The organism is Pantoea sp. BJFS-204 (genome assembly GCF_049310725.1).
Taxonomy (GTDB): Bacteria; Pseudomonadota; Gammaproteobacteria; order Enterobacterales; family Enterobacteriaceae; genus Pantoea; species Pantoea agglomerans.
On the sequence record NZ_JBMOWE010000002.1, the window covers coordinates 446,446 to 459,391 of the forward strand.

Annotated in this window: 14 protein-coding genes; all 14 read right to left on the reverse strand. The window is 54.9% G+C overall.

Annotated elements, in window-relative coordinates; translation table 11 throughout:
- Window positions 1-61: 61 nt before the first annotated feature.
- The 14 genes from cpoB to odhB all read right to left on the reverse strand — a co-directional run bounded on the left by cpoB (window position 62) and on the right by odhB (window position 12,934).
- Entirely contained in the window at window positions 62-850 is a 789-nt protein-coding gene (cpoB, locus tag ACO6VX_RS08800; RefSeq protein ID WP_187499863.1) for a cell division protein CpoB, read from the reverse strand.
- A gap of 9 nt (window positions 851-859) precedes the next feature.
- Window positions 860-1,390 (reverse strand): peptidoglycan-associated lipoprotein Pal, encoded by a 531-nt coding sequence (gene pal, locus ACO6VX_RS08805; protein WP_010260771.1) that lies wholly within the window; start codon window positions 1,388-1,390, stop codon window positions 860-862.
- Between the two features lie 50 nt (window positions 1,391-1,440).
- A complete protein-coding gene (tolB, locus tag ACO6VX_RS08810; RefSeq protein WP_340278099.1) occupies window positions 1,441-2,736 on the reverse strand; it encodes a Tol-Pal system beta propeller repeat protein TolB in 1,296 nt (431 codons plus the stop codon).
- A 115-nt stretch (window positions 2,737-2,851) separates the two neighbouring features.
- Entirely contained in the window at window positions 2,852-4,153 is a 1,302-nt protein-coding gene (gene tolA, locus ACO6VX_RS08815) for a cell envelope integrity protein TolA (protein ID WP_163792456.1), read from the reverse strand.
- A 27-nt stretch (window positions 4,154-4,180) separates the two neighbouring features.
- The gene (tolR, locus tag ACO6VX_RS08820) at window positions 4,181-4,609 is read right to left on the reverse strand and encodes a colicin uptake protein TolR (RefSeq protein WP_010260764.1); all 429 of its coding nucleotides are present in this window, start codon (window positions 4,607-4,609) and stop codon (window positions 4,181-4,183) included.
- 13 nt (window positions 4,610-4,622) lie between these two features.
- Entirely contained in the window at window positions 4,623-5,309 is a 687-nt protein-coding gene (gene tolQ / locus ACO6VX_RS08825; RefSeq protein ID WP_010260762.1) for a Tol-Pal system protein TolQ, read from the reverse strand.
- Entirely contained in the window at window positions 5,306-5,710 is a 405-nt protein-coding gene (ybgC, locus tag ACO6VX_RS08830) for a tol-pal system-associated acyl-CoA thioesterase (RefSeq protein WP_010260759.1), read from the reverse strand. The genes tolQ and ybgC overlap by 4 nt, the downstream gene beginning before the upstream one ends.
- A gap of 178 nt (window positions 5,711-5,888) precedes the next feature.
- Window positions 5,889-6,182 carry a cyd operon protein YbgE gene (ybgE, locus tag ACO6VX_RS08835; RefSeq protein WP_422432120.1) on the reverse strand — a complete coding sequence of 98 codons (294 nt, stop codon included), beginning with the start codon at window positions 6,180-6,182 and terminating at the stop codon, window positions 5,889-5,891.
- Complete coding sequence (gene cydX / locus ACO6VX_RS08840) at window positions 6,182-6,286, reverse strand: cytochrome bd-I oxidase subunit CydX (RefSeq protein ID WP_010260755.1); 105 nt, start codon at window positions 6,284-6,286, stop codon at window positions 6,182-6,184. Before cydX ends, ybgE begins: the two co-directional genes overlap by 1 nt.
- Window positions 6,287-6,301: 15 nt before the next feature.
- Complete coding sequence (gene cydB, locus ACO6VX_RS08845) at window positions 6,302-7,441, reverse strand: cytochrome d ubiquinol oxidase subunit II (protein ID WP_010671299.1); 1,140 nt, start codon at window positions 7,439-7,441, stop codon at window positions 6,302-6,304.
- 11 nt (window positions 7,442-7,452) lie between these two features.
- A complete protein-coding gene (gene cydA, locus ACO6VX_RS08850) occupies window positions 7,453-9,024 on the reverse strand; it encodes a cytochrome ubiquinol oxidase subunit I (RefSeq protein WP_422432122.1) in 1,572 nt (523 codons plus the stop codon).
- A gap of 574 nt (window positions 9,025-9,598) precedes the next feature.
- Complete coding sequence (sucD, locus tag ACO6VX_RS08855; protein ID WP_010260744.1) at window positions 9,599-10,474, reverse strand: succinate--CoA ligase subunit alpha; 876 nt, start codon at window positions 10,472-10,474, stop codon at window positions 9,599-9,601.
- A complete protein-coding gene (gene sucC, locus ACO6VX_RS08860) occupies window positions 10,474-11,640 on the reverse strand; it encodes an ADP-forming succinate--CoA ligase subunit beta (RefSeq protein WP_003853151.1) in 1,167 nt (388 codons plus the stop codon). Before sucC ends, sucD begins: the two co-directional genes overlap by 1 nt.
- 70 nt (window positions 11,641-11,710) lie before the next feature.
- Complete coding sequence (odhB, locus tag ACO6VX_RS08865; RefSeq protein WP_010260740.1) at window positions 11,711-12,934, reverse strand: 2-oxoglutarate dehydrogenase complex dihydrolipoyllysine-residue succinyltransferase; 1,224 nt, start codon at window positions 12,932-12,934, stop codon at window positions 11,711-11,713.
- Between the last annotated feature and the right edge of the window lie 12 nt (window positions 12,935-12,946).

Sequence of the window (12,946 nt, forward strand, 5' to 3'; positions counted from 1 at the left end):
TTGCTTACCTTTCATACGGCAAGACCAGAAATCACACGATATCTGGCCTGAACCGTACAGATTACAGACTGGTCAGACGTTTTTGCGCCTGCTTAGCAGATTCGGTGTCTGGATAAAGTTTGATCACCTGCTGGAAGACCGCTTTAGCTTTCGCTGTGTCTTTTTTCTCCTGCATGATGACGCCCACTTTCAACAACGCTTCTGCAGCTTTCGGCGACTTCGGATAGTTTTTCACTACCGTGGCGTAATAGTAAGCCGCGTCGTCCTTTTTGCCTTTGTTATAGTTCAGCTGTCCCAGCCAGTAATTGGCGTTCGGCTGATAGGTCGAATCCGGGTAACGTTTTACCCACGCCTGGAGCGCGCTGATCGCCTGATCATACTGTTTCTTCTCCAGAATCAGCGCCACAGCCGCATTGTAATCGCTGTTAGCGTCACCGGTCTGCGCAGGTGCGCTATCCGTTGATGCTGCCGCGCCTGCGGTTGCTGCTGCGCCGGTATCCGCTGCGGCATTACTGCCCGCTGCCTGCTGACCGCCGCTGGCACTGCTCAGGCTGTCAATCTGCTGGTAAAGCTGCTTCTGCCGCTCAACCACCTGATTCAACTGATACGTGTTTTGCTGGATTTGCCCACGCAGCGCGTCGATATCACGCTGGTTATCGCTCATCTGCTGCTGCAATTGCTGCATCAGCTGTGCCTGGGCATTAGAAATTCGTTCAAGAGTGGTGACACGGTCTTCGACCGAGCCGGAGCCAACGCTACTGATTGACGCTTGGGCATTAGCGGCCCAGGGGGCCGCTACGCCAATCAGTAACGACAGACTCAACAGGTGATGTCTGAAGTTACTAACCATGTGATTCTCTTAGTAGACCAGAACGGCACGACGGTTTTTAGAATACGCTGCTTCGTCATGACCCAGAACAGCTGGCTTCTCTTTACCGTAAGATACGATAGACATCTGATCAGCCGACACGCCTTTGCCCTGCAGGTACATTTTAACCGCGTTAGCACGACGTTCGCCCAGGGCGATGTTGTATTCCGGCGTACCGCGCTCATCCGCATGACCTTCGATGGTCACTTTGTATGACGGGTTGCTGCGCAGGAAGGTTGCATGCTGATCCAGCATCTGTGCGTAATCAGACTGAACGTCATACTTGTCCAGGCCGAAGTACACGATGTTGTTCTGCTGCAGCTGCTGCATCTGCAGACGAGCCTGCTCGTCAGAAGACATGTTGCCGCCGTTGCCGTTCATGCCAGAATTTGCACCGTAAGCGCCGCCATCAGCACCCATGCCAGTCTGGTCATTGTTGTTGTTCTTGTGTGAGCTACAAGCCGCTACTGCCAGAACCGGCAGAGCCAGCATCAAACCCTTCAGCACTTTGTTCAGTTGCATTTCAAAATCCCATTATTGTTTATTGTTTGTGATGTCTGAACTGTCAGACATTACAGATACGGCGACCAGGCAGGAAATTTTACCTGTCCATCAGTTGCCGGAAGACGCGCTTTGAAACGGCCGTCGGTAGAAACCAACTGCAACACGGAACCCATACCCTGAGTAGAGCTGTAGATTACCATTGTGCCATTGGGTGCCAGGCTCGGCGTTTCATCCAGGAACGTGTCCGTTAACGTTTGAACGGCTCCCGTTTCCAGATCCTGTTTGGCGACGTGTTGAGCACCACCGTTGGTGCTAATCATCACCATTGACTTACCATCTGTTGCGACATCCGCATCCTGGTTCTGACCGCCTTCCCAGGTAATACGTTGTGGCGCGCCACCGTTAAGTCCGACTTTGTAGATTTGTGGAGCACCAGCCTGATCGGAGGTGTAAGCCAGCGTCTGGCTGTCCGGGAACCAGGTCGGTTCGGTGCTGTTATAGCGACCATCGGTAATCTGACGCGTCTGACCTGAGGCCAGATCCATCACATAGAGGTTCAGGCTGCCGGTTTTAGAGAGCGCGAACGCCAGTTTAGAGCCATCCGGCGAGAACGCTGGGGCACCGTTGTGACGTGGATAGGAGGCGATCTGACGGATAGCACCGTTCGACAGCGTCTGAACCACCAGCGCAGATTTGCCGCTTTCAAAGGTCACGTAAGCAACTTTGCTGCCATCCGGAGACCAGGCTGGCGACATCAGCGGCTGTGGTGAACGATGCACGACAAACTGGTTGTAACCATCGTAGTCAGCAACGCGCAGCTCATACGGGAACTGGCCGCCGTTGGTCTGCACCACATAGGCGATACGGGTACGGAAAGCGCCCTTGATGCCGGTCAGCTTCAGGAACGTTTCGTCACTGGCCGTGTGAGCGGCATAACGCAGCCACTGCTTCGTCACTTTATAACTGTTTTGAGCCAGCACGGTACCGGGAGCACCGCCGGTGTCGACCAGCTGGTACGAAACCTGATAGCTGCCATCCGGGTTAGACGCGACCTGACCGACGACCACGGCATCAATGCCGAGTGCACTCCACGCGCCAGGCTGAACTTCCTGCGCGCTGGCAGGCTGCTGTGGCAGACGCGAGCGATCCAGTGGATTAAATTTGCCACTGTTGCGCAGGTCAGCTGCAACGATGCCGCCGATATCTTCCGGCGCTGCGCCAGCACCGGCCCATTTAAACGGCACCACGCCAATCGGGCGCGCAGTGTTGACACCCTGGGTGATCTCAATTCGAACTTCTGCATGCAGCATGGCTGCCCACAGCAGGATAAAAAAGCCTAACGTAACGCGAAGAGCTTGCTTCATTTTATCTCCCTTATCTGAACCTCAGTCCACGATAATTGGCACTGTTCCTGGAAACCACGAGTACAACTTAAGTACGGCACGCTAAACATAGATCAACTTGCCGCCCGTTACTGCATTATTGCGGTTTAAAACGCATTGGGGCGTTTTTAAACACTTCGTAGACCGCCTGCGAAGGCGGCTTCGGAATACGTGCCTGTTTTGCGGCAGCAATCGCGGCCTGACAGAGCGCGGGATCGCCACCCTCTGACTTAACATCAATCAACAAGCCATCAGGCGCAAGTTTAATCCGCAAATCACAGGTTTTTCCGCGATACAGATCCGCATCATAGAATCGGCTCTGAATCGCACTCACAACCTGACCCATGTAGGAGTTGATTTCCGCGCCTGATGCACCCGCTTTCTTCTGGTTTCCCTGCCCTGCTGCGCCGCCAGAGGTGCCGCTTTTCGGTGCATTTTTACCGGAAGCGAGTCCACCCAGCAAATCATCGACATCGCTGTCGTTGGCCGCATCGGCGGCGGCTTTGGCTTTAGCATCCGCTTTGGCCTTTGCGGCAGCATCGGCTTTGGCTTTCGCCGCGGCATCGGCTTTCGCTTTGGCGGCTGCTTCCGCCTTCTCTTTGGCGGCCTCTTTAGCCGCTTCCGCTTTCTCTTTTGCTGCTTCTGCGGCTTTCTCTTTCGCCGCCTCTGCGGCTTTTTCTTTGGCCTCAGCTGCTTTTTCTTTAGCCTCTTCAGCCGCTTTGGCTTTGGCATCCGCCGCCGCTTTCACTTTGGCCTCAGCCGCGGCTTTCGCATCTGCTTCAGATTTCGCCTTCGCTTCCGCAACGGCTTTCTCTTTTGCTGCAGCGGCAGCGGCGGCTTTCGCCTGCTGATCAGCCTGCTTCTTTGCTTCGGCTGCGGCCTGTTTCGCCTGCTCAGCCGCAGCTTTTGCCTGCGCATCTGCCTGAGCTTTTGCATCCGCTTTGGCTTTGGCAGCCGCCGCTTCCGCCGTTTTTTGCTGCTCCTGCGCCTGCTTAGCAGCGTCTTCGGCAGCTTTCTGCTGCTCAGCCTGCTGTTTCGCCTCTTCTTTCGCGGTTTCCTGCGCGGCTAAACGCTCTTTTTCCAGCGCTTTCAGACGCTGCTGTTCAGCAGCCTGTTTCTGTTGCAGCTCTTCAGCCTGCTGCTGCGCCTGCTTTTTACGCTGCTGCTCAGCCCGCTGGCTGTCACTTTGCTGGTTCTGCTGACGATTGTATTGACTCACGACGGCACCGGGATCGACCATCACTGCATCAATATCACTGCCTCCGCCACCCGCACTGCTGGCGTCAATGTGCTCATTAAACGAGCTCCAAATCAGCAGCGCGATCAGCACGATATGCAGAATCACCGAAATGATTATCGCGCGCTTTAACTTCTCGTTTTGCTCGGTTGCCTTCGACACACTCGGTTCCCAAAAAACGGTTCGATTTTAAATCGGCTGCGTCATCAAACCGACAGATTTAACACCCGCCTGGTGCAGCAGGTTGAGCGCTTTAATAATTTCATCGTAAGGCACCTCTTTCGCGCCCCCGATCAAAAAGACCGTCTTAGGATTCGCTTCCAGTCGACGCTGCGCTTCGCTGATTACCTGCTCTGGCGGAAGTTGATCCATACGATCGTGATCCACGACCAGGCTGTACTGACCCACGCCCGCCACTTCGACAATCACCGGCGGATTATCATCGCTGGCAACGGTTTTCGAATCGGTCGCATCAGGCAGATCCACTTCCACGCTCTGGGTAATAATGGGCGCCGTTGCCATGAAGATCAGCAACAGCACCAACAGGACGTCCAGTAGCGGAACGATGTTGATTTCCGACTTCAGGTCGCGGCGTTTGCGACCACGTACTCTGGCCATCATTAACCTCTATTTACTTAGCGCTATCGCTGGAGAAAGCCTGGCGATGCAGAATGGCAGTGAACTCTTCCATGAAGTTGTCGTAGCCCTGCTCCAGTTTGTTTACGCGCTGGTTCAGACGGTTGTACGCCATCACCGCCGGAATTGCGGCAAACAGACCGATAGCGGTCGCAATCAACGCTTCAGCGATACCCGGTGCAACCATCTGCAGGGTTGCCTGCTTCACGGCACCCAGTGCGATAAAGGCGTGCATGATCCCCCAGACGGTGCCGAACAGTCCGATATAAGGGCTGATAGAACCGACGGTGCCGAGGAATGGAATGTGGTTTTCCAGCGCTTCCAGCTCACGGTTCATCGAGATGCGCATCGCACGGCTCGCACCATCAATGACCGCTTCCGGCGCATGGCTGTTGGCGCGATGCAGGCGGGCGAACTCTTTAAAGCCGGAATAGAAAATCTGCTCCGAACCACCCAGTTCTTCCCGGCGCTCCTGGCTCTCCTGATAGAGGCGCGAGAGTTCGATGCCGGACCAGAATTTGTCTTCAAACGCCTCCGCTTCTCTTCCCGCCGCATTCAGAATACGTGTGCGCTGAATAATGATGGCCCAGGAGGCAATAGAAAAGCCGATCAAAATCAACATGATAAGTTTGACCAGAAGGCTCGCCTTCAGGAACAAATCAAGAATGTTCATGTCAGTCACTGCTTGAACTCCGCGACAATAGACTTGGGAAGCGCAATCGGCTTCATTAGATGTGGGTTAATGCAGGCAATCAGGACTTCTGCCTCATTGAGCACTTTGCCTTCAGTATTCACGATACGCTGAGTGAACGTCATGGTAGCCCGTGTCATTGATGTGACCTCGCTCTGGATCTCCAGAAGGTCATCAAGACGCGCCGCCGCCAGATAGTCCACCGATATACGCCGTACCACAAAAGCGATCTGCTGTTCTAACAGCGTCTGCTGATTGAAATGGTGCTGTCGCAACATTTCAGTACGTGCTCGTTCATAAAAAGCGATATAGCTGGCGTGATAAACCACACCACCGGCATCAGTATCTTCGTAGTAGACCCGAACCGGCCAGCGAAACAGCGTTGTACTCACTCTACATCCCGGCCTCGTTTTAAACGTTGTTACTATACGCAAGAGAATTGGGGTTGGGAATGGCTCGTCAGAGCCAGGCGAAAATAATTATCGCTCCGTAACAAACGGAACGATTTCAGGGAGATTAATTGACCAGACGCTGACAAAAATTCACTGACAGCGCCGATGAGACGGGGTCTTAAAGATAAAAACGGTAAAGCGCAATAAATAGCACCAGCATGGCGGGTAACGGGGCAAACAGCGCCTGCCATCGGGTTTGCTGTGGCCGGAAGCCCACACCGTGGATCACCCCACTGCAGACCGCCCAGATCAGCACCAGCCCCTGCAGAGCCGGTAACTGGCCTGCCTGATTGGCAAAGCGTGTCGGATCCCACATCACGCCGCCTGCGGTCAGCAGCGCCAGCAGCAGTGTAAGGGCCCGTAACGGGCCCTTATCCATCAGATCATACAGCATCCGAATTAGCGTTCGCATCAGTGAGGCTCATCCTGCGCTTCAATGTGCTCAATCGCCAGCGCGGTCACGATACCAAAGGCACAGGCCAGCAACGTGCCGAGAATCCAGGCAAAATACCACATGCGACGTCTCCTTAATTAATAGAGTGAGTGACTGTTGCTTTCAATATGCTCTTTGGTGATACGACCAAACATCTTCCAGTAGCACCAGGTGGTGTAGGCCAGAATGATCGGCACAAAGATAGCGGCGGCAACGGTCATGGTTTGCAGCGTCAGCAGGCTGGACGTTGCGTCCCACATGGTCAGGCTCACACCCGGCACCGTGCTGGATGGCATGATGAACGGGAACATTGCAATACCGGCTGTCATGATGACGCAGGCCAGCGTCAGTGAGGAGAACAGGAACGCCCAGGCGCCCTTCTCAACCCGCGAGCAGAGTATGGTCAGCAGCGGCAGCACAGCGCCCAGCAGCGGGAACAGCCACAGCACAGGGTGGTTCTGGAAGTTGACCATCCAGGCACCCGCTTCGCGCACCACGGTTTTGCCCAGTGGGTTAGAGGCGGCGAAGTGATCCATAGTGCTGGTCACCACATAACCATCGATACCATATTTCACCCAGACGCCCGCCAGGATAAAGCAGACCATCATCACCAGGGCGGCAAGTTGTGCTGCGGTGCGTGAACGCAGATGCAGTTCGCCGGTAGTGCGCATCTGCAGATAGGTTGCACCCTGCACCAGAATCATCGCCACACTGACCACACCCGCCAGCAGCCCAAACGGATTCAGCAGCTGGAAGAAGTTACCGGTATAGAACAGGCGCAGATACTCATCGGCATGGAACGGCACGCCCTGTAACAGGTTGCCAAACGCTACGCCAATCACCAGCGGCGGCACGAAGCTGCCAATGAAAATCCCCCAGTCCCAGGCACCGCGCCAGCGATTGTCTTCAATCTTCGAACGGTAATCGAAGCCGACCGGACGGAAGAACAGCGACGCGAGCACCAGAATCATCGCCACGTAGAAGCCAGAGAAGGCTGCCGCGTAGACCATCGGCCAGGCGGCAAACAGCGCGCCACCTGCGGTGATCAGCCAGACCTGGTTACCGTCCCAGTGTGGAGCGATACTGTTAATCATGATGCGACGTTCAGTATCATTCCGGCCCAGAATGCGTGTCAGCATCCCGACACCCATATCAAAACCATCTGCGACGGCAAAGCCAATCAGCAGTACGCCAATCAACAGCCACCACACAAAGCGCAGAACTTCATAATCAAACATGGTCGCTCTCCTTATCCCTGTACCGGCTGGGTGATTGCCGTGATCTGCTCATGATGATAACGCCCGGTTTTCAGGCTGCTCGGCCCAAGGCGGGCGAATTTGAACATCAGGTACATCTCAGCCACCAGGAACATTGTGTAGAGTCCGCAGATCAGGATCATGGAGAACAGCAGATCGCCAACGGTCAGGGAGGAGTTGGCTACCGCAGTCGGCAGCACTTCACCGATAGCCCACGGCTGACGACCATACTCCGCCACAAACCAGCCTGATTCGATAGCGATCCACGGCAGCGGAATACCAAACAGCGCCGCTTTCAGTAACCAGCGATTTTTACCGATGCGGTTACGCAGTACGCTCCAGAACGCCAGCGCGATAATGCCCAGCAGCAGTACGCCACACAGCACCATGATGCGGAAGGCAAAATAGAGCGGAGCGACACGCGGGATAGAGTCCTGCGTCGCCTGTTTAATCTGCGCTTCGGTTGCATCAGCCACGTTGTCGGTATAACGCTTCAGCAGCAGACCGTAGCCGAGATCCTGTTTGTGACTGTTGAACGCGTCACGCACCGCCGGATCCTGGCTGCCACCGCGCAGCTCATTCAGCAGGGCATAGGATTTCATGCCGTTGCGGATGCGCACTTCATGCTGTGCCATCAGATCTTTCAGGCCGGTTACCGGCGTATCGGTAGATCGGGTGGCGATCAGGCCCAGCAGCCAGGGGATCTGTACTGCGTATCGGTTCTCCTGAGTGGCCTGATCGGGCAGGCCAAACAGGGTAAACGACGCCGGTGCCGGCTGGGTTTCCCACTCCGCTTCGATAGCGGCCAGTTTGGTTTTCTGCACGTCCCCCATCTCGTAACCTGACTCATCGCCCAGAACGATGACTGACAGCACCGCCGCCATGCCAAAGCTGGCCGCGATAGCGAACGAGCGTTTAGCAAAGGCGAAGTCACGGCCTTTCAGCATGTACCAGGCGCTGATGCCCATAATAAACATTGCACCGGTGGTGTAACCGGCTGCCACGGTGTGCACGAATTTCACCTGCGCGACCGGGTTCAGCACCAGCTCTGAGAAGCTGACCATCTCCATGCGCATGGTTTCGAAGTTGAACTCAGAGGCGATCGGATTCTGCATCCAGCCGTTAGCCACCAGAATCCACAGCGCCGACATGTTTGAGCCCAGCGCCACCAGCCAGGTGACGGCGAGGTGCTGCACTTTGCCCAGGCGATCCCAGCCAAAAAAGAACAGGCCAACAAAGGTGGATTCCAGGAAGAACGCCATCAGACCTTCAATGGCGAGCGGCGCACCGAAGATATCGCCGACGTAGTGAGAGTAATATGACCAGTTAGTCCCGAACTGAAATTCCATGGTCAGGCCGGTGGCGACACCCAGCGCAAAGTTAATACCGAATAATTTGCCCCAGAACTTCGTCATATCTTTATAAATTTGTTTGCCGCTCAGGACATATACCGTTTCCATGATCGCCAGCAAAAACGCCATACCCAGCGTTAAAGGGACGAACAGAAAATGGTACATCGCCGTTAAGGCAAACTGTAACCGCGACAGCTCGACGATATCTAACATAAGGACTCCTTGCTCCTCGCTATGCCTCCGTCACGCGCGCGAACAGATCGAACGCAATCAGAGTCAGCAACGACTGTTTATTGATTCCAGTTTTTTATTACCCGCAGAACAGGTCTGTGAGCTGCCCGAACAGGCGAGTAGCGAATGAAGCAGCTCAGAAAATTGTCAATCAGCGCTTTCGTTAACGCGTGCTTTAACAGGAGGAAAGCGGGTGTTATCCCGGGTTGAGCAGACGTTTGAAAATTTGTGTAAAAGGCTGGATTGATGCAGCGCAATTTACGCCCTTAGCGTTGCGCTTTGCCAGAGATATAGTTGGATATAAGTCGCGATTAATTGATCTGGATTAACGCAATAAGTTTCCAGATAGAGTCAGGTAGGTTTCTTGTTAATGAGATGTCAGTAATGAAATAAAGCGCGAAGGAATAATTTACCTTTGACACTTTTTCTTAACGTGATGAGCCGCAGACCGGTTATTTAACCGCGCACTCTTCTCTTTAGCTTCCTGCGTTATAGCTCTCATTTACAGGCATAAAAAAAGCCACCCGAAGGTGGCTTAGTCTCAGATGACGCTGACTTATTTAGCAGGCAATACGGCTTTAACTGCGTCACCGATATCCGCCAGGCTGCGGACGGTTTTCACGCCTGCCGCTTCCAGCGCAGCAAATTTCTCATCTGCTGTACCTTTACCACCGGCAATGATGGCGCCAGCATGGCCCATACGCTTGCCTTTCGGCGCGGTGACGCCAGCAATGTAGCCTACAACCGGCTTGGTCACGTGCTCTTTAATGAAGGCTGCAGCTTCTTCTTCTGCGCTACCGCCGATCTCACCGATCATCACGATAACTTCAGTCTGTGGATCATCCTGGAACATTTTCAGGATGTCGATGAAGTTAGAGCCTGGGATCGGGTCACCACCGATGCCAACGCAGGTTGACTGGCCGTAGCCGATATCCGTGGTCTGCTTAACCGCTTCATAGGTCAGGGTGCCTGAACGTGACACGATACCGACGCGGCCCGGCTGGTGAATGTGGCCCGGCATGATGCCGATTTTACATTCGCCTGGGGTGATAACGCCTGGGCAGTTTGGACCGATCATCCGCACGCCTGCTTCATCCAGCTTCACTTTCACGGTCAGCATATCCAGGGTCGGGATGCCTTCGGTGATGGTGATGATCAGTTTGATGCCCGCGTCGATCGCTTCCAGGATGCCATCTTTACAGAAAGGAGCCGGAACGTAGATCACAGTGGCGGTCGCGCCTGTTGCTTCTACCGCTTCGCGAACGGTGTTGAACACCGGCAGGCCGAGATGGGTCGTGCCACCTTTGCCTGGCGTCACGCCGCCAACCAGTTGGGTGCCGTATGCCAGCGCCTGCTCAGAATGGAAAGTCCCCTGGCCACCGGTGAAACCCTGGCAAATGACTTTGGTGTTTTTGTCGATCAGAATGGACATTATTTACCCTCCGCGGCAGCAACAACACGCTGTGCGGCGTCTGTCAGGCTGGTTGCTGCAATGATGTTCAGACCGCTGTCCGCCAGTTTCTGGGCGCCCAGCTCGGCGTTGTTACCTTCCAAACGTACCACAACTGGTACGTTCACACCCACTTCAGCGACTGCGCCGATGATGCCGTCGGCAATCAGGTCGCAGCGTACGATACCGCCGAAGATGTTAACGAATACGGCTTTAACCGCATCGTCAGACAGGATGATTTTGAAGGCTTCGGTCACGCGCTCTTTGGTTGCGCCGCCGCCGACATCAAGGAAGTTGGCCGGTTGACCGCCGTGGTGTTTAACGATGTCCATGGTGCCCATCGCCAGACCTGCGCCGTTAACCATACAACCGATGTTGCCTTCCAGCGCAACATAGTTCAGTTCCCACTGTGTCGCATGGGCTTCACGCGGATCTTCCTGGCTTGGATCGCGCATTTCGCGCAGCTCTGGCTGACGGAACAGGGCATTGCCATCGGCACCCAGTTTGCCATCCAGGCAGATCAGGTCGCCCTGTTTGGTGATCACCAGCGGGTTGATCTCAACCATCGCCAGATCGCGCTCCAGGAACAGTGTCGCCAGACCCATGAAGATCTTGGTGAACTGGCCAACCAGCTTGCCAGTCAGGCCAAGTTTGAACGCCAGCTCACGACCCTGATAAGGCTGCGGGCCGGTCAGTGGATCCAGCGCCATTTTGTGGATCAGGTGCGGGGTCTCTTCCGCCACTTTTTCAATTTCCACGCCGCCTTCAGTGGAGGCCATGAAAATTACGCGACGCGTTGCGCGATCGACCACAGCGCCCAGATAGAGCTCCTGATCGATATCGGTCGCCGCTTCAACCAGAATCTGGTTTACCGGCTGGCCGTTTGCGTCTGTCTGATAGGTAACCAGGCGTTTGCCCAGCCAGTTTTCAGCAAAAGCGCGAATCTCTTCTTTGCTGTTAACCACTTTCACACCGCCCGCTTTACCGCGGCCACCGGCATGAACCTGACATTTAACTACCCACGGGCCTGCGCCAATTTTAGAGGCTGCTTCTTCCGCTTCACGTGGTGTAGTACAGGCGTAACCCGTTGGTGCCGGCATGCCATACCGTGCAAACAGTTGTTTCGCCTGGTATTCGTGTAAGTTCATGATGTTCTATCCATTCAGGTCTGAAAAGAGTAATGAGGTTGGGCGCGCGGCAAGGCGCGCCCGGTGAAAATCAGACATCCAGCAGCAGGCGCGCCGGATCTTCCAGCATCTCTTTCACTGCAACCAGATAACCAACTGATTCACGGCCATCGATCAGACGGTGGTCGTAGGAGAGCGCCAGATACATCATCGGCAGCACCACAACCTGACCATTGACCGCCATCGGGCGATCTTTGATGGCGTGCATGCCCAGGATGGCGCTCTGCGGTGGGTTGATGATCGGGGTGGACATCAGTGAACCAAAGACGCCGCCGTTGGTGATGGTAAAGTTACCGCCGGTCAGATCCTCAACTGTCAGTTTGCCGTCACGGCCTTTCACTGCCAGCTCTTTGATTTTCTTCTCGATGTCCGCCATGCTCAGCGCATCCACGTCACGCAGGACTGGTGTAACCAGACCACGTGGCGTAGAGACCGCAATGCTGACGTCGAAGTAGTTGTGGTAAACCACATCTTCACCATCGATAGAAGCATTCACTTCCGGATAGCGTTTCAGCGCTTCAACAACCGCTTTGATGTAGAAGGACATAAAGCCCAGACGTACACCGTGACGCTTCTCGAAGGCCTCACCATACTGCTTACGCAGATCCATGATGGGCTTCATGTTGATTTCGTTGAAGGTGGTCAGCATCGCGGTGCTGTTCTTCGCTTCCAGCAGACGCTCGGCAACACGCTTACGCAGACGGGTCATCGGCACGCGTTTTTCGCTGCGGTTAGCCACTGGCTGCTGCGCGGCGGCCGCATCAGCAGCTGGCGCAGCGGCTTTGGCAGCCTGCGGTTTGTTGGCCAGATGTTTTTCAACATCTTCACGGGTCAGACGACCGCCAACACCGCTGCCTTTGATCTGTGAGGCATCAAGATTGTGCTCTGCAATCAGACGGCGGATAGCCGGGCTGAGCGCATCGTTGCTCTCTTCTTCCAGTGACGCAGTCTGACGCTGAGCCGGGGTAGACTCTTTGCTTTCAGACTTCGCGCTGCTCTCTTTACCGGCGCTGTTGCCCTCTTTCAGACGACCCAGGATCTGGCGGGAAGTGACGGTGGCGCCCTCTTCTTCCAGAACGGCTTCCAGGATACCGTCCGCAGAGGCTGGCACTTCCAGCACAACTTTGTCAGTTTCGATTTCGACCAGCACTTCATCGCGAGTGACTGCATCGCCTGGTTTTTTATGCCAGGTTGCCACAGAGGCATCGGCAACCGATTCAGGCAGGTCGGGAACGAGAATATCTACGCTACTCATTATCTTTCCTTT

Excerpts from the sequence above, each read along its gene's own strand:
- cpoB (WP_187499863.1), bottom strand. The coding sequence starts at position 850 with ATGGTTAGTAACTTCAGACATCACCTGTTGAGTCTGTCGTTACTGATT.
- pal (WP_010260771.1), bottom strand. The coding sequence starts at position 1,390 with ATGCAACTGAACAAAGTGCTGAAGGGTTTGATGCTGGCTCTGCCGGTT.
- tolB (WP_340278099.1), bottom strand. The coding sequence starts at position 2,736 with ATGAAGCAAGCTCTTCGCGTTACGTTAGGCTTTTTTATCCTGCTGTGG.
- tolR (WP_010260764.1), bottom strand. The coding sequence starts at position 4,609 with ATGGCCAGAGTACGTGGTCGCAAACGCCGCGACCTGAAGTCGGAAATC.
- ybgE (WP_422432120.1), bottom strand. The coding sequence starts at position 6,182 with ATGCGAACGCTAATTCGGATGCTGTATGATCTGATGGATAAGGGCCCG.
- cydX (WP_010260755.1), bottom strand. The coding sequence starts at position 6,286 with ATGTGGTATTTTGCCTGGATTCTCGGCACGTTGCTGGCCTGTGCCTTT.
- cydB (WP_010671299.1), bottom strand. The coding sequence starts at position 7,441 with ATGTTTGATTATGAAGTTCTGCGCTTTGTGTGGTGGCTGTTGATTGGC.
- cydA (WP_422432122.1), bottom strand. The coding sequence starts at position 9,024 with ATGTTAGATATCGTCGAGCTGTCGCGGTTACAGTTTGCCTTAACGGCG.
- sucD (WP_010260744.1), bottom strand. The coding sequence starts at position 10,474 with ATGTCCATTCTGATCGACAAAAACACCAAAGTCATTTGCCAGGGTTTC.
- sucC (WP_003853151.1), bottom strand. The coding sequence starts at position 11,640 with ATGAACTTACACGAATACCAGGCGAAACAACTGTTTGCACGGTATGGC.
- odhB (WP_010260740.1), bottom strand. The coding sequence starts at position 12,934 with ATGAGTAGCGTAGATATTCTCGTTCCCGACCTGCCTGAATCGGTTGCC.